The sequence below is a fragment of the Marinobacter sp. THAF197a genome (assembly GCF_009363275.1).
Classification (GTDB): domain Bacteria; phylum Pseudomonadota; class Gammaproteobacteria; order Pseudomonadales; family Oleiphilaceae; genus Marinobacter.
This window is the reverse complement of record NZ_CP045324.1, coordinates 3936936-3959227: the sequence shown is the minus strand read 5'-3', so window position 1 is coordinate 3959227 and position 22292 is coordinate 3936936. Positions and strand designations below refer to the sequence as shown.

Sequence of the window (22292 nt, the reverse complement as noted above, 5' to 3'; positions counted from 1 at the left end):
CATGGCAGATGCACCGGTAATGGACAGACCAGACAACACCAGGGATTCGGGTGACAGTGCATTCAGTGACCTTCTGTTTGCGGACGCCGGCAACAGTGGCTCCCGAACCGAATTCGACAACGCCGGCTTCCAGCTGCGAGGGCTGGAAGAAAACCGCCTGATCGACGCCGCCACGCCACTGCTGGGCCTGGTGATCCGGGTACGCCGGCTGGCGGATTTCCGGGACGTGGAAAACCTGTACCAGCAAGTGGTCGACGAAGTGGCGGCCATCGACCGGGAGCTGATCGAGCAGGGCTATGAGCGCCCGACGGTGGTGGCCTATCGCTACGTGCTCTGCGCGTTTATCGACGAAGCGGTGCTGGGTACCGACTGGGGCGCCCACAGCGTGTGGTCCCAGCACTCCCTGCTGTCTCGCTTCCACAATGAAACCTGGGGCGGGGAAAAGGTGTTCGCCATCCTCGCCCGCATGGAAAAGGAGCCAGCCCGCTACCGCGATATGCTGGGCTTCATTTACCTGTGCCTGTGCCTCGGTTTTGAAGGCCGTTACAAGGTAATGGAGAACGGCCGGGATGAGTACGACCGGATTGTTCGCGGCCTCTATGAGCAACTCCGTGAACTGCGCGCCGACCGGGACCCGCAGCCGCTGGCCGATGCCACGGAGAACGTAGCTCCAGCCCGCAACCGACTGCGCAGCGGCCTGCCCCTGTGGGGTATTGGCGGCCTGTTTATTGCCGCCATGGCGGGCATTTACCACTTGTACAACGTCGCGCTGAACGAACGCATCAGGGATGTGCTCAGCGTACTGGACCAACTACCGAAATAAGGACATCACTGTGATTCGGGTAGAACTGCCGGCGCTGATCGGGCGCCTTAACGACATTTCACGCCAGGCCCTGGAAGCCTCCGCCGCCCTGTGCATCAGCCGCCAGGGCGCCGAGATTACCCCGGCCCATTTGCTGTTCAAACTGCTGGAAACGCCGTTCTCTGACGTGCGCCAGATTCTGGAACACACCGGCATCAATCATCAGCAACTGCAGCCACTGGTGGGCGACAGCCTGAACGGCGAGCCGCAAACCGCCGAGCCTTACCCTTCGTTCTCGCCGCTGTTGGTAGAGCTGATGCAGGACGCCTGGCTGCTGGCCTCCACCGAGCTGGGCCACACCGAACTGCGCTCCGGCGCCGTGTTCCTGGCCCTGCTGATGAACGCTGACCGCTACCTGATGCCCCGGGTGGCCCAGGCCCTGGTGGACATCAACCGGGAACAGCTGCGCAAACAATTCGACCGCCTCACCGAAGGTTCCGTCGAGCGCCCGCAGCTGACCGAGAACGGCGCCACCAAGCCTGCCGTCGAAGCCGATATGGACCCGCTCAAACGCTACGCCACCGACTTCACCAAGCTGGCCCGGGAAGAAAAGCTGGACCCGGTGGTGTGCCGGGATGCCGAAATCGACCAGATGATCGACATCCTCTGCCGCCGCCGCAAGAACAACCCTATTGTGGTGGGTGATGCCGGCGTGGGCAAAAGCGCCCTGGTGGAAGGCCTGGCCCTGCGCATCGTCAACGGTGACGTGCCGGACCGCCTGAAAACCGTTGAACTCTGGACCCTGGACATGGGTGCCTTGCAGGCCGGTGCCTCGGTCAAAGGTGAATTCGAGAAGCGCCTGAAGGGCGTGATCGAAGCCGTTAAAGGTTCTGTTACGCCAATCATCCTGTTCATCGACGAAGCCCACACCCTGATCGGTGCTGGCAACAGCGAAGGCGGCTCCGACGCTGCCAACCTGTTGAAACCGGCACTGGCCCGGGGCGAGCTGCGCACCATCGCCGCCACCACCTGGCGCGAGTACAAGAAATACTTCGAAAAAGACCCGGCCCTCAGCCGCCGCTTCCAGCCGGTCGCCCTGGACGAGCCGACCCCGGGCGAAGCCGTCCACATCCTCCGTGGCCTGCGCACCGTCTACGAAAAAGCCCATCAGGTACTGGTCGCCGACAGCGCCCTGAAAGCCGCCTCGGAAATGTCCGCGCGATACCTGGCCGGCCGCCAGCTGCCGGACAAAGCCATCGACGTACTGGACACCGCCTGCGCCCGGGTCAGTCTGAACCTGAGCACACCGCCGCGCCGTCTCAGCCACGTGCGCAGCGAGTTGCACCAACTGGCCATGGAGCAGGACCTGCTGAGTCGGGAACACACCCTGGGCCAGAACGTCGACGCCGAACGTGAACAGGCGCTGGAACAGCAGATTGCTGACCTGACCGCTGAATCCGAAGCCCTGGAACAAAGCTGGAACGACCAGCGCGACCTGGTGGCCCGGCTCGTCGACATCCGCGAACAATTGCTGCTGGGTGATGCCGAAGCCGAAACCGCCGATGACGCTGCTGTTGAGTTGGCCGAGACCGAGCACGAAGAACGCCCGGACCTGAAAAGCGAAGCCGTTGCCATCGAACAGGAACTGGCCGAGCTGCAAGCTGATGAACCACTGGTGCATGCCCGCGTTGATGCCCGCCAGGTGGCCGAAGTCATCGCCGACTGGACAGGCATTCCTGTCAATCGCATGACCACCGACGAGCTGGAGAAAATCACCCACTTGCCGGCGTACCTGCAGGCCCACATCAAAGGCCAGGACACCGCCATTGACTGCCTGCACCAGCATCTGCTCACCGCACGCGCTGACCTGCGCCGGCCGGGCCGCCCCATGGGGGCCTTCCTGCTGGTAGGCCCCAGCGGCGTTGGCAAAACCGAAACCGTGGTGCAACTGGCCGAACTGCTCTACGGCGGCCGCCAGTTCCTCACCACCATCAACATGTCCGAATACCAGGAGAAGCACACCGTCTCCCGCCTGATCGGTTCACCCCCAGGCTACGTCGGCTTCGGCGAAGGCGGCATCCTCACCGAAGCCATCCGCCAGAAGCCCTACTCGGTTGTGCTGCTCGACGAAGTCGAAAAAGCCCACCCGGAAGTCCTCAACCTGTTCTACCAGGCCTTCGACAAAGGCGAACTGGCGGACGGCGAGGGGCGGTTGATCGACTGCAAAAACGTCGTCTTCTTCCTCACCTCCAACCTCGGCTACCAGACCATCGTCAACCACGCCGAAGCACCGGAAAAGATCGAAGAAGCCCTGTACCCGGAACTGGCCAACTTCTTCAAACCCGCGTTGCTGGCGCGAATGGAAGTGGTGCCCTACCTGCCGCTGGGAGAAGACACCCTCAACCGCATCGTCGGCGACAAACTCCAGCGCCTGGCCGACCAGATCAAAGCCCGTTACCACACCGACGTGGAACTGGAAGACGGCCTGGTAGAAGCCATCCGCAGCCGCGCCACAAGAAGTGAAAACGGCGCAAGGATGCTGGAGTCGATCATCGAAGGCGAGCTGTTGCCACCGGTGTCCCTGGCGCTGCTGGAAAAACTGGCGGCAAGGGAGCCGGTGGCCAAGGTCACCTTGGGTGTGAGCGACAACAAGTTCACAGGCATAGTTGACTGACATCTAACTCGAACGGAGCGTAGCCTGCGGGGTGGCTTTCCAAAACCCTGCGGAGCCATGGATGGCGGAGCGGAGCGTACAAGGATGTATTCACAGCGTGTTTTGGAAAGCCACCCCGCAGGATGCGCGGGCGACGACCTCCTAAGTCATTATTCTGGGAATGAAAGCATGGGAAGAATGCAGAAGGAACTGCACACCGGCATAGACCTGGCGGTGGCACTCATCAAACAGGACACCCTGCCTGCGTTGCTGAACACCGCCACCAGCCAGCTCCAAAAAGCCTTCGGCCTCACCAAATGCTGGGCCCTAGAACTCGACCTCAGCGGCCGAACCCTCCACTGTGGCCAACTGGGCGACACCAGCGAATTCGACTGCGGCGACTTCAGCCACCCCTTCGCCCACGTGCTGCAAACTGGCCAGCCCAGAGAGCTTACCCGGGCCGCCAGCTACCGCCTGGATCACCCCGGCTTCCAGACCCTGTTCGACGCCAGCGACCGCCCCAGAAGCCTCTGGCTTGAACCCCTCGCAGGTGAAGACGGCCGCACCCTCGGCATCCTCGTTCTCTGCGGCGACCACCCCGACTGGCAAGGCATCGTCGGCCAGCCCCTGTACGCCGGCATCAAACAACTGTTGGTGCATCAGTGGATCAGCCAACTGCAAACCCGCGACCAGGTCTGGCAGCGGCGCATGCTCAAACGCTCCCTGGACCACCTGCACGACGCCGAAACCCTGCGCCAGCGCTGTGAACAACTGGCCCACACCCTGGTCGGCAACTCCGAAGCCATGGTAAACCTCCGGGCCCAGGTGGTGCGTGCCGCCGGCAGCCAGCTGTCTGTGCTGATCCAGGGCGAAACCGGCTGCGGCAAAGACGTGGTCGCCCGCGGCATCCACGACATGTCTGACCGGGCGAGTGGCCCTATGGTGGTGGTCAACTGCGCCGCCATCCCAGACACCCTGCTGGAAAGCGAACTGTTCGGCCATACCAAAGGCGCTTTCTCCGGCGCGGACCAGGCCAAAGAAGGCCTGCTGGCACAGGCCAATGGCGGCACCCTGTTCCTGGATGAAATCGGTGACATGCCCATGGCCCTGCAATCCAAGCTGCTGCGGGTACTGGAAAGCCGCCAGTTCCGCCCCCTGGGCGCCCGGGATGAACAGCACTCCGACTTCCGGCTGGTGGCGGCTACCCACCAACCCCTGCAGGAAGGGATCGAAGACGGCCGTTTTCGCCGTGATCTGTTCTATCGCCTCAGCCAGTTTCCATTGCGGGTTATTCCGCTGCGCGAACGCACGGAAGATCTGGAAGCCCTGAGCCGGCACTTCATTCGCCTGTACACCGAACGCGAAGGCAGTGGGCCTCTGGGCATCAGCAGCCATGCTCTGCACACCCTGGCCGGCTACAACTTTCCCGGCAACGTGCGCGAACTGCGCAACATCGTCGAGCTGGCCTGCCTGCAAACCCCGGCCGGCGATGACATCCAGCCGGAAGTGTTACGCCTGGATGACCTGTTTGCCGATGCGGGCCCGGCCATGGATGCCAGTGTTGAGCCGAAAGCCATGGCGGGGGTGCCGGTGGCGGATGACATCCGCGACCTGAAAGCCGCCGCCCAGGCCTTCGAGGCCGCCATTATTCGTGAACGACTGCGCCAGTACGGCGGCAACCGTGCCCAAGCTGCTGAAAGCCTGGGTCTGCCCAAACGTACCCTGGCCCATAAATGTCTGAAGTATCAGGTAACTGACGTATGACCCTGAAAGACCGAATCCAACCCGGACTGTTCGGCCTGGCCATGCTGCTGGCCGGCACCGTCACGCTCGCCGACACCCGCTTGGCGGAAGCCGAGGCCTGCACGGCAGAAGCCAACCGGCTGGAACGGCTCGCCTGCTTTGATGAAGTATTCGCTACTCCACTGGCCCGTTATGAACAGGGTCGGCGGGTGCCGGAGATCAACCAGTCCGAACGCTGGCGCCGGGCCTTTGCCCAGGCCAGTGGTGAGGATGCGTCCGGGGTGACCTATCGGGATACCGGTGCGGCAGCTGGCCACCTGGTCACTGTCTCTGCATTAGGGGTTCAACCGCCACGACCGGTGCTGGTGCTGCAGTGCCACAACAACATCACCGAACTGACCGTCATGCTGCCGGAACCCATTAACCGGGAACGGGTCGAGGTGGCACTGGGCACCGAGCGAGCCTACTGGCGGGTACGGGATGAAGGCCTGGTGGTCAGTGCCGGCCGGGGCTTGCCGGCAATCCGCATAGTGCAGCAAATCGTCGGGCAGCCGGACGCCCGCATTCACGCCGAAGCCGAGGAGCTGGATGGTTTGCTGTTTGATCTTTCCGGTTATGCAGAAGCGATCCGGCCACTGCGTCAGGCCTGTGGCTGGTAAGGAGGCAACGATGCAGGTTATTGAACAACACCCATACGTTGAACAGGTACTCGGTGCGATTCCGGGGGAAAGCGGCACCGGCGACAGCCTGGCCGAGGACCCGATCTTGGAGTTCCTGGAAGACGAAGTGATGAAAGTGGGTTCTCTGGCCCACAACGACATCGACTGGAACAAGGTTGAGAGCGAGGCCCTCAAGCTGTTGGCAGACCGCAGCAAAGACATCAAGGTGCTGGGTTTCCTGATGCTGAGCTTGCAGCGCAGTGGCGACGGCGAACGCTTTGCCTTGTCACTGTACCTGTTGCATCGGGTGTTGGATGGCTGGTGGGAGAACGCCTGGCCCTACCCCGGCGCCAAGGGCCAGCGTGCCCGAAAAATGCTGTTTACCCAGATGCTGCAACGGGCCCTCAAAGGTGTGGAGAGCCTGAGTTTTGATGCCAGCGTGGGTGATGGCCGTCAGTACTGCCTGGACCTGATCGACAAGCTGGATGACCAGGCCAAAGCCAAAGACCTGCCGGGTGACGCCTTGTTTGATCTGAAGCGGGCGGCAGAGAAACTGCCTAAACCAGACCAGCCTGGCAGCCAGGCCAGTGCCGGGGAGCCGCAAGCCGCTTCGAGCCAGCCAGCGGCGGCGGCACCGAACCGGCCGGCAACAACGACTCCCGCAAGCGCCTCACTGGGCAACCTGACCCTGGACCCGAGTAATGAGCGGGCAACCCGCCAGAGCCTGCTAAAAGTGGCTGAACTGCTCACCGGCACTGAGCCGGACAACCCCTTGGGTTATCAGATGCGCCGCCATGCCATCTGGCAAAGCATCACCAGCCTGCCGCCCACCCGGGATGGCAAGCGAACAGACCTGGCTGCTGTGAGTGCAGACCGGGTGGCAGAGTACAGGGAAAGTCTGGATAGAACCCCGGATAACGAACTCTGGCAGCGCATCGAACAGAGCCTGTCGGTCAGCCCGTTCTGGCTGGATGGCCACTGGCTCAGTGCCCGGGCGGCGATGGCGTTGGGCCATAGCGATTGCGCCGAAGCCATCCGGGAAGCCCTGAAAGCCTTTGTGGAAAGGCTGCCGGAATTGGCAGAGCTGACCTTCAACGACGGCACCGCCTTTCTCAGTGACGATGCCGCGGACTGGATGCACACCGCACCCGCGACAGTCAAAGGCAACGGAAGTGGCGCCAACCCCTGGGAGCAGGCGCTGGACAGCGCGGTGGAACTGGCACGGCAGAGCAAACTGCCGGCGGCACTGGAGCTGCTTGAACAAGGCCTGGCCGATGCCCGGGAGCCCCGGGAACGGCTGTACTGGCGCCTGGCCAGTGCCAAGCTGCTGAAAGAAACCGGCCTGAAAGCCATGGCCGCGCAACAGATTCAGGACCTGCAGGGGCAGGTCCGTGGCCTGGTTCTGGAAGACTGGGAACCCGGCCTGATCAAACAACTGGAACGACTGGCGTAACGCCCGCACGCATCAAACGCAGGAATGGAAACCATGTGGAGAAAAGCCTTACTCATTGGTCGTTGGCTACTGCCTCATCTTCGTAACGCCGCACCGGTCACCCTGGCGCTGGCGGTCATCGCCTTGCTGGTGGCAACCTGGTGGCTAGGCCCCCGCCTGGAAATTGGTGGAGAGTACCCGTTGATGGCCTGGCAGATGCGGGCCCTGGTGACCCTGGGTGTGATTTTGCTGGTGGTGGTGTTCTGGGGTATGGCCCTGGCCCGCCGGCTGGGCAAGGTGAATAAAGCCAAGGCCGAGGAGCAACAGGAACAGGAAGATCCGATCCTGCCTATGGAGCGCCGGCAGCAGCGCTTGCTGGACCGCCAGTTGCAGGCCCTGAAAAGCAATCTGCCCGGCCGCAAAGGCCTGTACCGCCTGCCCTGGTACCTGGTGATGGGCCTGGAAGATGCCGGTAAGACCAGCCTGATTCAGCGGGCAGGGCAAACCTACACCCTTACCAACGTTACCCGAAATAACCGGGGCGACCGCAATCCCTTCGGTTTTGACTGGTGGATTGGCGATAACGGTGTACTGATCGACCCGGACGGCGAACTGCTGAGCCAGAACCAGGGCGAGGGCGCTACCGGCGAAATCCAGAACCGGCTGTGGAACCATTTTATCGGCTGGCTCGAGCGCAGCCGTCCCCAGCGCCCGCTGAACGGCGTGATTCTGGCCGTGGATCTGGCCCGCCTGAGCACCGCCAGTGACCAGCAGCGGGAAGCCCACGCCATCCTGCTGCGCACCCGCCTGCGGGAACTGATGGAACAGCTGGGCTCCCGGCTGCCGGTGTATGTCACCTTTACCAAAATGGACCTGATGTACGGCTTCGCACCGTTCGTGCGTACCCTGTCAAAAGCCGAGAAAGACAAGGCGCTGGGCTTCACCTTCCGACTGGATGGCCTTCAGGATCACGATCAGTGGCTGGAACAGTTCGCAGACCGCTACAACGACATGGTGGATGAGCTGAGCCAGCGCCTGCCGGATGTCCTGGCGGACACCCGCGACAACGAAGAGCGGGCTGCGGCCTATTCGTTCACTCGCCAGCTGGCGGGCCTGAAAACCACCATGGAGCAGTTCCTGACCGACCTGCTGTCGGCCGATGCCTTCTCCACACCGGCCCTGGTCCGTGGGACCTATTTCACCTCGGTGCTGCAGGAAGGTGTGCCGGAAGATGCCTTTGTTTCTGCCGCTGCCCACAATTACCAGATGACCAGCCCAATCCAGCCGGCCCAGCGAGGCGGTCAGTCGGTCAGCCTGTTTACCAAAGGGCTGTTCCCGGAGGTGATCTATCCGGAGGCGGGCCTGGCGGGCGATAACCGCAAGGTGGTCAGCAAACGCCGTCGCAAAGTGGCCGTGGCCGCCGCCGTGGCAGTGTGCGCCGGTGCCGGCATGACCGCCGGCTGGCAGCACTATTTTATCAAGAACGCAGACGCCGCCGCCCAGGTGGAAAACCGGGTAAACGCCTTTATCAACAACTGGCAGCCGGTGGGCTACGAGCCTGACAGCACCGGCCGTAACCTGCTGCAACCACTGGATGAATTGCGCGAGGCCACCATGGCCTTTGGTGACTACCGTAACGAGTGGAGCCTGGTGGCCGATATGGGCCTGTATCAGGGCCACAAAGTGGGGCCGGAAGTGGATGCGGCGTACCTCGACATGTTGGCCTACCAGTACCTGCCTGCATTGATGTTTGGCGTGATGGAAGAAATGGGCCGGGCACCGGACAACAGCACCGAACGCCTGGAACACCTGCGGGTGCTGCGTATGCTGTACGACGCCAGCGGCCGCCGCAGCGACCTTGTCGCCGCTTACATGCGCAGCTACTGGCAGAACCGTTTCCCCGGCCAGCGGGAGGTGCAGAACCGCCTCTATGGCCACCTGCAATACGCCATGGCCCACACCAACCTGGCGGGCATGGCAGCGGAGGGCGACCAGACCGCCACCATGGCACTGGCACCGTTCCGCAGCAGCGTGCAGTGGGCGCAGCATGAGCTGGGCCGGATCAGCACGCCAGATCGTGTCTACCGTGATCTGGAGGTGGAAGCCAACCGGGAATTCCAGGCGCCGCTGGAGCTGGCGCGCAGCTCCGGGCCGGCCTTCTCCACCGTGTTCACCCGCATGGACGCCTACGGCGAACCGCTGGGTGATGAATTACCGTCCGCAGACGATCCGTTGTCCATCCCTGCCTTGCTGACCCGCGAAGGCCTGGAGAAGTGGTTCCTGCGCAAATCCGGTTCGGTAACCGAACTGGCGTTGGTGGATGCCTGGGTATTGGGCCGGCGCAATGATGTGGATTTCAGCAAGGCGGACGAAGCGGAGTTGCTGGCCAGCCTGCAAACGCTGTATGCCGAGAATTATGCCGAAGCCTGGCGCACCGCCGTCAGCCGGCTGGATGTGCACCGGTTTGAAGACCTGAACCACGGCGTGCGCATTCTGGAAAGCCTGACCAGCGGCCACGAACCCCTGGCCCGGTTCCTTGGCCAGGTCCAGAGTAATACCCGCCTGATCCCGGTGGGTGACGGTGAAGCTGAAGCAGCCCGCAAACTGCTGGAGCAGTCGCCGCATTTCCGTATGTTGCAGGATATCGAGCGCCAGTTCGCCGACCTGAACCGGCTAACCCGCAAACAGGGTGATCAGCCCTCTGGCCTGGATGAAATCATGCAGGTGGTGGGTGAACTTCATGAATACCTGCGCAACATCCAGGAGTCCCCGGATGCCGGTAAAGCCGCGCTCAGCGCCGCCCGTGCCCGCATGGGCCTGCAGGGGGCAGACCCCATCTTCACACTGCAGCGCATGGCCAACCACCAGCCTGAGCCACTGAACCGCGTACTCAACCGGCTGGCCACGGAAAGCTGGCGGGTGGTGCTGGACCGTGCAGTGGCTCAGTTGGAGCGAGAGTGGTACCGGGAAGTTTACCAGCCGTTTCAGCAGAACCTGGCCCGGCACTACCCGTTCACCGCCGGTGCCGGTCGCGATGCCGCATTGCAGGATTTTGAGCGCTTCTTTGCGCCGGACGGCATTCTGGAAACCTTCTACAACGACAACCTGAAGCTGTTCCTGGAAGACCATCCGGAGCATGTAGGCGACGCCCGCCGGGCCAGCCTGGTGCGCCGCGACGTGGTGGCGTCTCTGGATCGCGCAAGGCAGATTCGCCAGGCCTTCTTCACTCGCAGCGGCACGCTGGATGTGGAGTTTGCCCTGGAACCCCTGAACCTGACCAACAACAAGCGCCGGGCGGTGGTGAATATCGACGGCCAGCTGGTGGAGTTCTCCCACGGCCCGCGCCAGAGCATTCCGCTGGTGTGGCCCAACACCCTGCGGGATTCGGTGGAAAGCCGCATTACGCTGGTGCCGATTCAGGTGAACCGTTCGCCCCGAAGTATCTCGGAAAGCGGCCCCTGGGCGCTGTTCCGGTTGCTCGATAAAGCCGAGATTGCCGGCGTCAGCAGCAATGCAGTGGATGTGAAGTTCACTGTGGACGATGGCGAGATGCGATATCGCCTGCATGCGGCCAGTAATACCAACCCGTTCACACAGCAGCTGCTCTCGGGGTACCGCATACCCCGCAGCTTGTATTAAACTGTGTCCCGTCGCCCGGGCTTGAATGCCCGGGTTGACCGGAGCTTGCACCTGGATGGTGCTAGCTGAAACGGAAATGTTCATTCTTCAGGGACCGAAGTCATGCCCCAGGCAAGCGGATTGCAGTTCACCGCCCGTGTAGGCGAATTCCCCTCAGATCACTTTTCGGTAGTTGGCTTTAAACTGGCCGAAGAGCTGTCTTCCTTGTTTCATGGCCGGTTAGAACTGGCGAGCACCGACCCCGAAGTGGCCGCTGCTGACGTTCTGGAACAACCGGTGGATCTGGTGGTGTGGCAAGACGGCCAACCCCTGCGGCGTTTCACCGGCGTGGTCAATGAATTCGTCCGGGGCAACACCGGCCATCGCCGCACCGCCTACGAAGTAGTGATCCAGCCCCCGGCCTGGCGTTTGGGCCTGATGCACAACAGCCGCATCTTCCAGACCCAGACCACCGATGCCATCGTGCGCACCCTGCTGGAAGAGCGGGGCATCATTGATACGGTCTTTGACTTCAAACGCCCTCCTGAAGAACGGGAATACTGCGTCCAGCACCGGGAAAGCGACCTGCAGTTCATCAACCGCCTGGCCGCCGAAGAAGGCTGGCATTACCGTTACCAGCACGGCAGCGTGGACGGCGAAGAACAACCGGCGTTAATCATCGCCGACCACCACGGCGATGCCCCGAAACTGGACCCGGTGCCCTGCAACACCCAGGCCGGCGGCAGCAGCAAACAGGCCTGTGTATTCAGCTTCGCCTACGAAGAACGCATCAAAGCCTCCTCCGTGGCCATGAAGGACTACACCTTCAAGAACCCCGCCTACGCCCTGATGCACGAGCACAGTGCAGGTGAGGTAAGTCACCGTGAAGATTACCAGCACTACGACTACCCCGGCCGCTACAAAGTCGACGCCAGTGGCCAGCCTTTCACCCAGGCCAGACTGGACGCCCTGAGAAACGACGCCTCCCTGGCCAAGGGCGAAAGCAACCGCCCGGACTTTACCCCCGGCGCCAAAGTGGAACTGCAGGACCACGACAGCCAGAGCCTGAACCGGGAATGGCTGCTGACCGCCATCACCCACACCGGCAAACAGCCCCAGGCCATGGAAGAAGAGGGTGGCAGCGAACCCACCAGCTACCACAACGACTTCACCGCCATCCCGGCCGATAAAATCTGGCGGCCCCTGTGCGAACACAAACCCATGATGGACGGCCCCCAGATGGCCATCGTCACCGGCCCCGAGGGTGAAGAGATCCACTGTGACCAGTACGGCCGAGTGAAAGTGAGATTCCCCTGGGACCGCTATTCAAAGAACGACGAACACTCCAGCGCCTGGCTACGCGTAGCCCAAGGCTGGGCTGGCGGCCAATACGGCTTTATGGCCCTGCCCAGAATCGGCAATGAAGTAATAGTTTCCTTCCTGGACGGCGACCCGGACCAGCCCATTATTACCGGCAGGACTTACCACGCCACCAACACACCGCCGTACGCGCTGCCGGAACACAAAACCAGAACCACCCTGAAAACCAAGACCCATAAGGGTGAAGGCAGCAACGAACTGCGCTTCGAAGACGAAGCGGACCAGGAACAGATCTACGTCCATGCCCAGAAAGACCTGGACCTGCTGACCGAAAACAACCGCACCGAAGTCATCAAGAACGACAGTCACCTGACGGTGGAAAACAACCGCTTCAGCCACACCAAAGGCAACAGCCACCATACCGTGGACGGCGAAAAGCGCGAACAAACCGGCAAAGACCACAGCTTCAACGTCACCGGCACCCTGCACCTGAAAGCGGGCACCGCCTGGCTCAGTGACTCGGGCACCGAACTGCATATCAAAGCCGGCCAGAAAGCGGTGATCGAAGCCGGCGCTGAAATCACCCTCAAGGCCGGCGGCAGCTTCGTAAAGATCGACCCCAGCGGCGTGGCCTTGGGTGGCGCGAGCATCAAGATGAACGCTGGTGGCGCTGGCGGCAAGGGCAGTGGGCAGAAAGTGCAGGTGCCGGAGAGGCCTGGGTTGGTGACCGCTGCAGGCGGGGTTGTGGCGCCGGTGGCGTTGGCGGAAGTCGATCAACGTCTGGATGCTCAGCCGAAAGCCATCGTTGCCCATCGCCTCAAGCAGGCACGCATGCAGGGAACGGCCATTGTTGAACAGTGCCAGCAACAACCTGATGGTTCATGTCCGCTTGGGAACTGCCCCTGTGGCAAGAGTCAGTCGGCATAATAGGAGGGAGACGGTCCATGGCATTACCAAAGTCTTCATCTGACAAAGTGCGTTACCTGGTGTTGGAAGTCCGCCAGAATCCACCGGTTGTGCGGTCTTTGTATGAGCAGGCAGACAACCCGAAGTGGGTGTACCTGTTTGCTGAAACAGACTGGCAGCAATACCTGGCTGAAAGCCCCGTTGTCCTGGAAGCAAACCAGAGTAGCCCTGAATACCAGTGGGCGCTGAAAGGACTGAAAGAGGGACGATTAACGGGCCTGATTCTGGAGTCGTCAGAAGGACTCGAGTCCGTCACGAAATGGTTAAGAACGCGTCTGAAAGTACGCTTCGATGGGCAACGACAGGGCCTTTTGCGCTTCTACGACCCGAATGTTTGGCATCGGCTATCTCCCGTGGTCCAGGACCAAGCGGATGTGGTGGAGCGCGTTATCTACTGGCATGGTGATTCCGGTGAGGCCCGCTGGCTAACCACCGAAAAACCAAGCCCGTTTAACATGTTACCTGTGCCCACACTGAACGAAAGCCAATGGCAGGCATTGAACACCGTTATTGCCTGAGAATGAATTCACCGCTAGATAAAGCAAGGAATGACAGGGATGTCTGAGAACAACTCGAACCAGGTTGCCGGAAGCTGTGGCCCCGCCTGTGAGGGCGAATCACTGATTATTGAGGTGATGGGTAGGGATCACCCGAAAGGGCATGCCTTCCGGATCTCTGATGAGCAAAATGTCGAGCGGCAAGAAAAACTGGAAAGCCGGGTGGCTGTGGAGGATCTTGGCGATTCGCTTCTTCATATCTGGCCGTGGCAAGGGGAACCGAACCGTAGCCTATGGCTGGAGATTGATGCAGATGAGGGTGCTCCGATCCATGTACCGTTTCTTAAAAGTGCAACTGCTGTGCAACGTGAATCGGAGCGCCAGCATCATGTCATACTTCCCATCATTCCGACCACGCTGATCTCGGGTGTAACCCTGAAAGGTAACAACCCCGCCCACCGCGTAGTGTCGCGTCCCGGTTTTATCTATCTGTTCCACGAGGGGAAACTTTGGCGTGAACTTGAAGTACGAATGAACGAGCAAGGGGTTACGAGTTACCATGATGTGGCGCTTGAGAACTATAGGCAGACCGGTGGTGAGTTTGAGCCTGGCTATCGAGCTGTGACAGGTGCCGCCCTTAGTGAAATCTGGGTGCCGGCACGAATTGATGGCAACTGGATCAGCATCGACGCCGCGTACAGTGAGTCTCAGTGGCCAGGGGCCCGAGTTAACTATTTACAGGGTAAGCCTCTGGTCAGAGTGGATCGCTGCAGCACCATTAAAATGGAGCTTGCGGATCCGAAGCATCAAGACGGCGAGACCTACACAATCAACCCAGGCCTTACCAATGCGTTCCTGGCTAGCCATCTCGCACCCCAAAGGAGCCGAAACCCTTTAATCGAGTGGCATTTTGATCGCCCGGAGAACTACCTCTTTGACCTCAAGGGTAGCTATGCTGCGTCGGCTGCGGAAGCGGCAGTCGGAATCCACCAACGCCAGGAGGACCCAGACCCCGAGGACCTGATACATGAGGATGAGCGTCCGGAGATGTCGGTGCTAGCCAAATGTCTTTATCGAACATTGAAAGAAGTGGAAGTGGCTGATGAGCCAACGAGTAATGAAGAAGGGCTCGGGATACTGGATTGGCCTGAAAATATACAAACTGTCGGAGATTGTATTAAGGACGTACGCGATCGGCTGATTGGAGCTGTCCAGCTGGATGACCCGGTTGGAAGGCTACGTTATCTGCAGCAGCGTCGTCAGGTAGCGGCCTGGTTCTCTAATGCTGCAGTGCGACGGGCTAAGGCCCGGCCTTATTTTGAGTCCGCCCTGTTAATGAATGCCGCAGTTGTGCCCAGCAATATTGGTGGGAGATTAAACCCTCTGCACAAGTACATGTCTGAACTAAATGATGAGGGGCGGAAGGAGCTTGAACGTTCCATCGCCGTGTCTGAGAGAAGGCTTGCAGTGGAGTATGGGGCTAACCTGCAAACTGATCTTCTGGATCTGTTGCAGCGTAGCTGGGTCCAACATAGTTTGGTGGATCTGTTTACGCATGATGGTTACGACTATGCGGGTGCTTTTCATTTTCTGGTGTCATTAATCCAAGAAGTGATCAAGGAGCCTGCCGAATGTGACGTTTTGGCGGCTAGAACAGACGGCCCGATGACCGGTAAAGGAAAAGAGTGGCTTCTGGACATCTGTCGCGCAGGGCGCGGCCAATTACTGTACACACTGCTGTTTCCCAGCGTTACTATCGAGGACCTGAGGCAGCCCTATGTTACTCCGGCCGAACCGGACGAAAACACAGGCGACGGTCAATTCCGGGCCAGCGAGTTGGCATCGCTGGAGGATGAAGATCTCCCAGAAATAGATCTTGTCAAGACGCGGGATGGCCTGGAATTGGCCGCCGCGGCCGAGACAGGGATTTTCTCAACGGTCTTTGCTTCAAGCATGCGGATAGGCACCCAGACACTGTTGAGCATCCATGGCAATCTTTGGTCGGCAATTCAAAGTGCCAGTCAGCCCTTGATCAGCAATAACCAGAAACTTAAAGATCTTGACGCCCAACTCAAGGCAATCGAAACGGAAATGGATCGGTTGCGGCAGGAAAGGGCAGACGCCGAGAGAGCGAGTACGGAGGCAAGGGATAACGCGGCTGATGAGCGGAATGAAGGTCACCGACAGGCCGAACAGGCCAGGCAGAAAGCGCGGGCAAACCTTGCGCGTATAGCTGCACAGGAGTCTGAAATTGATCTACGCTCAAAGAATCTGGCAGGACAAAGACAACTGTTATACGCAGGCTTGATCCAAGCGCGAATGAAGCTGTATTCAGGGTCAATTGAGCAACTCAGGGCATCCCTGCCTTCCCTCATGGGCAGCATCCGGCTGGAGCGCTTTTCAAAGGCGAAGCAAAAACGCTTCCTCGTGCTCGGGATCACGGGCTTGGAGGAGCTTCCCGAAGGAATGAGGGCCATTCAGATGTTTGGTGATATTACCGAACTGACCGAGGGAAAGGTTCACCATAGAGCCTCCACGAACAAGTCTCGTGCCCGTGCACAAGGGTTGCCTTCCGGTAAAGCGAGCGAAGTCTTGTTGCTGGTTGTGCCGGAGAACGAGCGAATGGCGAAAATTCTGAAACACCTAGATGCGGCACAAAGACAATACTCCGGGGCGTTGAAGGAGCTGGGCATATGGGAGCGCTATGCGGCCCAATCCTCGAACTTGTCGGCGGCAGCGACTGCTGTGGTGGCCCGGCGGGTGGCAGAGGCAGAGCTCAAACTAGACAAGGCATTGAGCCAGTTCGAGAAGGTCGATGGTAACCTGCGAGCGGCCAACGATGCTGTTGGCGATCTGGAAGCCAACAGAAATACCCTTGGGGCCAAAGTCCGCGAGCTCGAAGAAACGGTGACTAAGACGGAGAAAAGGCGCCTTTATCGGGTTCTGAATTCTCCGCTTGTACCGGTTGCGGTGATGTTGATGGAGCTGCATAACGTGACGGAGATCACGGCTGCGCACGAACGAGATGTGAGAACAACTGGTAGCCGTCATGCTTCAATTGGATTGTTAAGTGCTCGATATGATATCGCCTATGCCTCCATCATGCTGACGGAGCGATTTCTGCAAAATGTTGCGATTGTGGAGCGGATATCGACCCAGTTCCTATCACGAGAGTGGAGTGGCCGGTATGCACGGGAGCTAGCTAAAGTTCTCGGTGGTCCCCTAACGTGGGGAAAGGTCTTGGGAGGAGTGGGCGGCGTCCTGATGGCCCTCGACTATGCCCATGACGCGAATTATTTGTTCCGTATGGGAAATGCTGGCGCGTCGGTTGGTGCGGGAATAGTCGCTGCTGGGGGTCTGGCATTGACATTTGCCAGTGTGGCCGGGTCTGCAGGGTTCTTGTTTCTGGGGCCGGCTGGGTGGCTGGCCTTGGGTGTGGCGCTGGCAATTTCGGGTACGGCAGTGATGGCCTGGTTCAACGAGAAGCCCATTGAGATCTGGATGCGCCATGGTCCTTTCGGGTCGATGGCCGAGAAACCCTTTCTGAAAGAGCCGCAGGAAGCTTATTACCGCCTGGCGAGTCTATTAATGGGTGTGAGTGTCGTGATCGAACCCAACCCTCTGCGTGGGCGGGCGCTCCGGGGGGAGTTGGCTGAGGAGGACGAGGATCGCCTGGCGGTACTCCGAGAGGCAAACACCCGTTTGCGGATCGAAAGCGCTTTCCCTGGTTTATTCAAGGGAGCTGAGATGGTGGCTGTGAAGCCACACCTTCAATTGGTTGAGACAAAGTCCGAGCGGGGGTATTTATTTGGTGTGAGTGACATGTCCAGAACGACGGTTACGCCATTCGCAAAACCCAAGTTGAAGGAACATGTACTTCTGGAGGAAGAGTTCGATGGGGGGACTTATGTGTATCTGAAAACACCTCCTACCCGCAGTGAGGAATCGGAGCGGTGGTTGGGAGCGGTGGACCTGAAAGAAACCTGGACCTATCAATGGAATGTCCGCATTCAGGTGCAAATTCACGCTGAAGAAGGCAAGGCTCCCATGGTTTTCCCCGCGCCAGATCCGGAGGACCCATTGACCTACAACAAGGACGATCCTAAACATGTTCAACCGGATTTCAGTAAAAAGGGGCGCCCATTCTGGTATGAGGAACAGGTCCGTTACTATGGATAAGCCGGCAAATGTAGGGGATGAATTCGGTGGGTATTATGGCACCGCAGCCTACAGCCCGAACTCGATTCCAGAGCAACCCGTTCAGAATCGGGATTTCAATCACTCGAAACTTGGGCGCTCAGCGGGCTTTCGGCTGCCTTGGGGTGGCGCGCAGGATGTAATGCCGTCGAATTTATTTGCCCGCTGGCGGCCGAAAGATTTGAGAAGAATGGAAAAGCGCGAAGATCTGCTTGCCGAGGCCGGCGATCAGGGGCAGCTGGACCAGGAAAGTATTTGTTATGCTCCTCTGGCATTCCGGTCGAAGTTGATCCATGTGTTTGAAGTCTATGGTAAAGGGTTCTTTTGTGTCGGGTTGGCCGTTTCGATTTTCATGTATGTCACAGGGGTGTTTGAGCTTGGTCCTAATACAACCTGGCGGTCGGCATTCTTTGAATTGTGGCCACTTTTCTTTGTGCTTGCAGGAGTTCCTGGCCTGATGTGGTTGTCCTCAACACTTGTCTTCACCCTCTTTCCCCGATGGAGCGTAAAGGCCGGACGAGGTCCTGAATGGGAGCTCGACCGCCGCAAAGGGATGGTCCGAGTGTGGCGCTACCGTCGTAGAATACCTTTCATTGGGCGGCGCACAATAACGGTCTTCGAGGCACCGTTTTATGAGTTTGACGGCTTTGTGGCCGGTGGAGTCGCCCGGTATGGGGCACGGTTCGATTTCGTCCTGTGCCACCGCTATAGCAAGTTGAAGGTGCACATTGGTGATAGCCTTTTAGGCTGGCACCACAATCCCCGCCCCTGCTACGCGCTCTGGGATTTCCTCCAGAACTACATGGATGTGAGCTGCGCCCTGCCGGAGTTTCCGGTGCTGGAGCCTCATAGGCACAAAGACCCGGTAACAGCCGAACACGACAGGAAATCAGGACGCCCGGAACGTTACTGGCGGGATATGGACGATAAAACCTTCAAGCAAAAAGAGGATGAGATGCTTAGCCGGGTCCTGAGCATTGACACCGAGCAACGCCCGAACCTGATGGCAAAGAAAGTTCGCTATGCGCACATGACCCCAGAGGACATGCTCGCCTATGGGCGTGGTTCCCGTCAGGGTCGTAATGGGGCTCGTGCACCCAGGCCGTCAGTTGGACATGCGCAAAGGGATTGGAAATAGACCAATTACGGCTTGCCGTACCTGTACTTATCAATTCTAAAAGCATCCGTTAATGGACTAACTCCGATGGGTTCAACGTACTCAAAAGTATCAACCGTCAAGCATCAGGTTTACCTGAAAAACAGGGCCTTGATGTATGCAACCGGCGTTCTATTGTTCGGAACGGCCTTGGGCTTCGGATATCTGTTTTATCTGGAAGCATCTGCCGCGTTTGCATTTGGCTTCGTCATATTTATAAGCATTGTCATGCTAGGTTTGTTGCGGCTGGATTTTGGCAAGATCAATCACATGATTGAGGTGACGCCCCAATTCTTGAGAATTGATGACTGTATAGTGAAAGAGATTGCCTGGCAGGATGTCGCTCACCTCAAGCTGGAAAGCCATTTCAGCAAGGGCATCAAACGGTCTGCACTTCTGATCGTTTACCTGAAGAACAATCATTCATACGACCTGCCAGAACCTGGGCGAATCCTATCCCGTCATCGATCGGACGGAGGGATTGTCGCTACGAATCTGTATAACTATGCCGGCGATTATAAGGACATCTTCAATAGTCTCTGTGAGGCGCGAGAAAGCGGTCAGTTTGTTTTGTGGAATCGCTCTCAACATTGAGTATGTAATTGGCGCATTTCATGCCAGGGTCAAGTTGCCCGAACGCTTGGTCGGGTAAACTGCCAGGGTTGATGCATTAATCATTAGAACCATCAATAACGTGTCACCACAAGGAGAACACCATGTCAGGAAGTCGCGATCATCTCGAAATGTCATTCATGTCAATCCAGTGCTTTGCCGATGACGGCAAGTTGGATGCCGAAGAACTAGGATCAATCGTTCGTATCGCCGAGCGCGATGGTGTGATTGATGAGAACGAAATCCGGGTACTTCGGAACATCATTTCCAGGATCAAACCGGAAGAGGTGGATGACGCCATGCGCCGCCGCTTGCAGGAAATTGAACGCAAGATTTCGGCAGGATGATTATCCTAAAAGTTGGGAGTTAACCATGATGCACACAGAGTGCATCGCACCGGTTGAATCCTGAAGTGGAGCTGCTTACCATACGCCGCTCAAATGGACTCGAATACAAGGAACGTTAGGAATGGAATCTTCCTCAAAGCGCCGGCTTACCGCCGACGAATTACCTCACCGTATTGAAAATTTCCCGCTTGCTCAGAAACTCGAGTCCAGGCAGAACATCAGTAATATTCTAACTGTGCTCGGTATCGCGATTGCCGTAATCGGTGGCCTGATCCTGATCGGTGGGCCGAGCTCTATCCGTGTTGGTTGGAATGGCCCAACCCTTTGGGAAATGATTCTTCTGAATCCCGGGCCCATTTTTTCCATTGGCGTCATGCTCCTGGTAGCCGGTTCTCAGATCACGCCTTCCGTGATTCAGGAAGTTCAAACATACGTCGACGAGCATTTCGTGCTGGTTAATGAACCGGGCGTCCCGGCTGAAGAGGGAGTGATGACCTGGCAGATTGTCCCGGGCGGGCACCTTGATCTTGTATTTGTTTCGTTGGCGGAGTTATCAGAAGCCGAGCAGCAGAGCTGAGCAAGGCTCGTTTCAAGAAAATCAGTTACAACAGGGATCGTAGCTATGGGCGCAGTTGTAGAATCGTCACCGTCTGCTTCGCTGAAGAAAGCGCTGGACCAGAACAATACCAAGGAATTGTTGACTCGCTGGGCAGAGCAATCCTTTTTTACACTTTTTGCGACGGACCATTCGGGTATCGAGCGTGTGGCCTTTGTCCAGTACGGGCCGGATCAGGCTGCTATCGTTACATTGGACCAGCAGGAGGCTGAGGATCTGGTCTCGGCGGTTGCTGAGCATAACCCATCAGCCAAACCCTTCATCAAAACCTTGCCCCTTTGGGAAATAGCTCGTTTGGCCCATTCAGATGGGGGCATCGTGACATGGCACCAACAAGGCACCGTTCTTGAAGGTGGGCCCCTGGCAGCACTGGGGCATATGGCGCTGGCCACAAGTGAAGAGGGCGGCGATCGCTATTACAAGATAACGACTTTGCCCCTTGAGGGTGAGGGCGCTGAGGAGCTGGCTCCGGGCTGCCTGCAGCACTGGAACGACGAAGGTGAAGACGCCGACACCGATACTTTGCGACTGATTTACGATGACACCGTTGATTGGCAGGGTAATCCCATGCTGCCGGATTTGCCGGAGTCAGCAGTGCCACGCTCATCTCTGTCAGACGGTGAGCGCCGGATATTTGATCGTTGGGCAAAGCCGGTGCTTGGCCGGCACGTGCCGTTGACGCGGGATCAGAACGCCAGTCATCAGCCCCGGTTATCCGCCGTTGAGACAATGCCTCCGGCACTCCTGGCCACGGCACAGCAGTTTTACGAGTTGCTGGAGGAGCGGTTGTTCAACCAGAGTTCGGGCCTGAAACTCGAAGTGGCACCCACGACGATTACTCCAATCGCCGTTGACGACGATGGTAACGAATATGAGGAAGAACCTGTCGGAGCCATTCGATTTGCGGTTCAGTACATGCAGCAAAGCCGCTTTGGTGCCGGTATAACGTCGCTCAAACTGTATGAAGAAACACTGAGGGTTGAAGAGGTTGAACGCATGCCGTATCGGCTGCCGCAGGCGCCGGGGCTTCATCCACTTCCAGACGCCCTGCGTGGGTTGTTCCTGCGGCACATTAGCTGGAGGCTGTGCGTGCTTTCTCGCAGGTTGGAAGACGGTTTGTTTTTCTTGGGTGGGCATCTGCAGGACCTGCTTTCAGCTCAGCCCGACAACTCGGATTCACGCTTTTTCAGTGATCCGGAGGACGAGCGGTTTCCCTTTCTGGCTGGTTTTCGTTGCGGTGAGAATCTGGTGCCGGTGTTGGTTCTCGGGATGCAGGATGGCAGCTATGTCTGTAGGCCTCAGCAAGACGTTGAGTTGGATGAAGAGCAGGTTGCCACGGAGCTGCAGCAACGGGAATTAGTCGTTGTCGATGGTGTTATGACTCTTTGGGACGCGCTGGGCTCGATTGTTGTGCCGCCAGCGCTGATTGAATATCCGGAACCCTGGTATAACGGTGTTCGGATGTCGCTGGACCAAACCGTGTCGCAAACCATCAGGAGTCTTGCGCTTCTGAGTTTTGCCTCTCAGGACGACGACACCTCAGGGCCAGCCGTTTCCGAGAATCGTGACAACGCTTCCGACGGCAAATTGCTGCTGAAGTGGATGGGAGCAGCCGCCATTGTCTTTGTTTTCGTCATGATTCTGGTTGGCTACTGAGTCTGCGTTGGCTTGGGC

Annotated in this window: 14 protein-coding genes; all 14 read left to right on the top strand. The window is 58.7% G+C overall.

The annotated features are described in order from the left end of the window. The first annotated feature begins 1 nt into the window (after position 1). Positions 2-823 carry a type IVB secretion system protein IcmH/DotU gene (gene icmH / locus FIV08_RS18245; protein ID WP_058090740.1) on the top strand — a complete coding sequence of 274 codons (822 nt, stop codon included), beginning with the start codon at positions 2-4 and terminating at the stop codon, positions 821-823. Next, entirely contained in the window at positions 789-3476 is a 2688-nt protein-coding gene (tssH, locus tag FIV08_RS18240; RefSeq protein ID WP_152439375.1) for a type VI secretion system ATPase TssH, read from the top strand. Before icmH ends, tssH begins: the two co-directional genes overlap by 35 nt. Positions 3477-3653: 177 nt before the next feature. Next, positions 3654-5219 (top strand): sigma-54 interaction domain-containing protein, encoded by a 1566-nt coding sequence (locus FIV08_RS18235; protein WP_152439705.1) that lies wholly within the window; start codon positions 3654-3656, stop codon positions 5217-5219. Beyond that, positions 5216-5857, top strand: a complete 642-nt coding sequence (gene vasI / locus FIV08_RS18230; RefSeq protein WP_152439374.1) for a type VI secretion system-associated protein VasI — start codon at positions 5216-5218, stop codon at positions 5855-5857. Before FIV08_RS18235 ends, vasI begins: the two co-directional genes overlap by 4 nt. 10 nt (positions 5858-5867) lie before the next feature. Continuing rightward, positions 5868-7310 (top strand): type VI secretion system protein TssA, encoded by a 1443-nt coding sequence (tssA, locus tag FIV08_RS18225; RefSeq protein WP_152439373.1) that lies wholly within the window; start codon positions 5868-5870, stop codon positions 7308-7310. A 24-nt stretch (positions 7311-7334) separates the two neighbouring features. Then, positions 7335-10928 (top strand): type VI secretion system membrane subunit TssM, encoded by a 3594-nt coding sequence (gene tssM / locus FIV08_RS18220; protein WP_152439372.1) that lies wholly within the window; start codon positions 7335-7337, stop codon positions 10926-10928. Between the two features lie 102 nt (positions 10929-11030). Next, entirely contained in the window at positions 11031-13154 is a 2124-nt protein-coding gene (locus FIV08_RS18215) for a type VI secretion system Vgr family protein (protein ID WP_152439371.1), read from the top strand. A gap of 17 nt (positions 13155-13171) precedes the next feature. Further along, positions 13172-13711 carry a DUF4123 domain-containing protein gene (locus tag FIV08_RS18210; protein WP_152439370.1) on the top strand — a complete coding sequence of 180 codons (540 nt, stop codon included), beginning with the start codon at positions 13172-13174 and terminating at the stop codon, positions 13709-13711. A gap of 39 nt (positions 13712-13750) precedes the next feature. Then, positions 13751-17869, top strand: a complete 4119-nt coding sequence (locus tag FIV08_RS18205) for a hypothetical protein (RefSeq protein WP_152439369.1) — start codon at positions 13751-13753, stop codon at positions 17867-17869. Continuing rightward, on the top strand, positions 17862-19025 hold the full coding sequence (locus tag FIV08_RS18200; RefSeq protein ID WP_152439368.1) for a hypothetical protein: 1164 nt from the start codon (positions 17862-17864) through the stop codon (positions 19023-19025). Before FIV08_RS18205 ends, FIV08_RS18200 begins: the two co-directional genes overlap by 8 nt. Before the next feature lie 66 nt (positions 19026-19091). Then, positions 19092-19637: a hypothetical protein gene (locus FIV08_RS18195; RefSeq protein ID WP_152439367.1), complete on the top strand. Its 546-nt coding sequence runs from the start codon at positions 19092-19094 to the stop codon at positions 19635-19637. Between the two features lie 122 nt (positions 19638-19759). Next, positions 19760-20002, top strand: coding sequence for a hypothetical protein (locus FIV08_RS18190; RefSeq protein ID WP_152439366.1), 243 nt, complete (start codon positions 19760-19762; stop codon positions 20000-20002). 121 nt (positions 20003-20123) lie between these two features. Beyond that, the gene (locus tag FIV08_RS18185) at positions 20124-20579 is read left to right on the top strand and encodes a hypothetical protein (protein WP_152439365.1); all 456 of its coding nucleotides are present in this window, start codon (positions 20124-20126) and stop codon (positions 20577-20579) included. A gap of 45 nt (positions 20580-20624) precedes the next feature. Next, positions 20625-22274, top strand: coding sequence for a hypothetical protein (locus tag FIV08_RS18180; protein WP_152439364.1), 1650 nt, complete (start codon positions 20625-20627; stop codon positions 22272-22274). The last annotated feature ends 18 nt before the right edge of the window (positions 22275-22292 follow it).

Excerpts from the sequence above, each read along its gene's own strand:
- icmH (WP_058090740.1), top strand. The coding sequence starts at position 2 with ATGGCAGATGCACCGGTAATGGACAGACCAGACAACACCAGGGATTCG.
- tssH (WP_152439375.1), top strand. The coding sequence starts at position 789 with ATGTGCTCAGCGTACTGGACCAACTACCGAAATAAGGACATCACTGTG.
- FIV08_RS18235 (WP_152439705.1), top strand. The coding sequence starts at position 3,654 with ATGCAGAAGGAACTGCACACCGGCATAGACCTGGCGGTGGCACTCATC.
- vasI (WP_152439374.1), top strand. The coding sequence starts at position 5,216 with ATGACCCTGAAAGACCGAATCCAACCCGGACTGTTCGGCCTGGCCATG.
- tssA (WP_152439373.1), top strand. The coding sequence starts at position 5,868 with ATGCAGGTTATTGAACAACACCCATACGTTGAACAGGTACTCGGTGCG.
- tssM (WP_152439372.1), top strand. The coding sequence starts at position 7,335 with ATGGAAACCATGTGGAGAAAAGCCTTACTCATTGGTCGTTGGCTACTG.
- FIV08_RS18215 (WP_152439371.1), top strand. The coding sequence starts at position 11,031 with ATGCCCCAGGCAAGCGGATTGCAGTTCACCGCCCGTGTAGGCGAATTC.
- FIV08_RS18210 (WP_152439370.1), top strand. The coding sequence starts at position 13,172 with ATGGCATTACCAAAGTCTTCATCTGACAAAGTGCGTTACCTGGTGTTG.
- FIV08_RS18205 (WP_152439369.1), top strand. The coding sequence starts at position 13,751 with ATGTCTGAGAACAACTCGAACCAGGTTGCCGGAAGCTGTGGCCCCGCC.
- FIV08_RS18200 (WP_152439368.1), top strand. The coding sequence starts at position 17,862 with ATGGATAAGCCGGCAAATGTAGGGGATGAATTCGGTGGGTATTATGGC.
- FIV08_RS18195 (WP_152439367.1), top strand. The coding sequence starts at position 19,092 with ATGGGTTCAACGTACTCAAAAGTATCAACCGTCAAGCATCAGGTTTAC.
- FIV08_RS18190 (WP_152439366.1), top strand. The coding sequence starts at position 19,760 with ATGTCAGGAAGTCGCGATCATCTCGAAATGTCATTCATGTCAATCCAG.
- FIV08_RS18185 (WP_152439365.1), top strand. The coding sequence starts at position 20,124 with ATGGAATCTTCCTCAAAGCGCCGGCTTACCGCCGACGAATTACCTCAC.
- FIV08_RS18180 (WP_152439364.1), top strand. The coding sequence starts at position 20,625 with ATGGGCGCAGTTGTAGAATCGTCACCGTCTGCTTCGCTGAAGAAAGCG.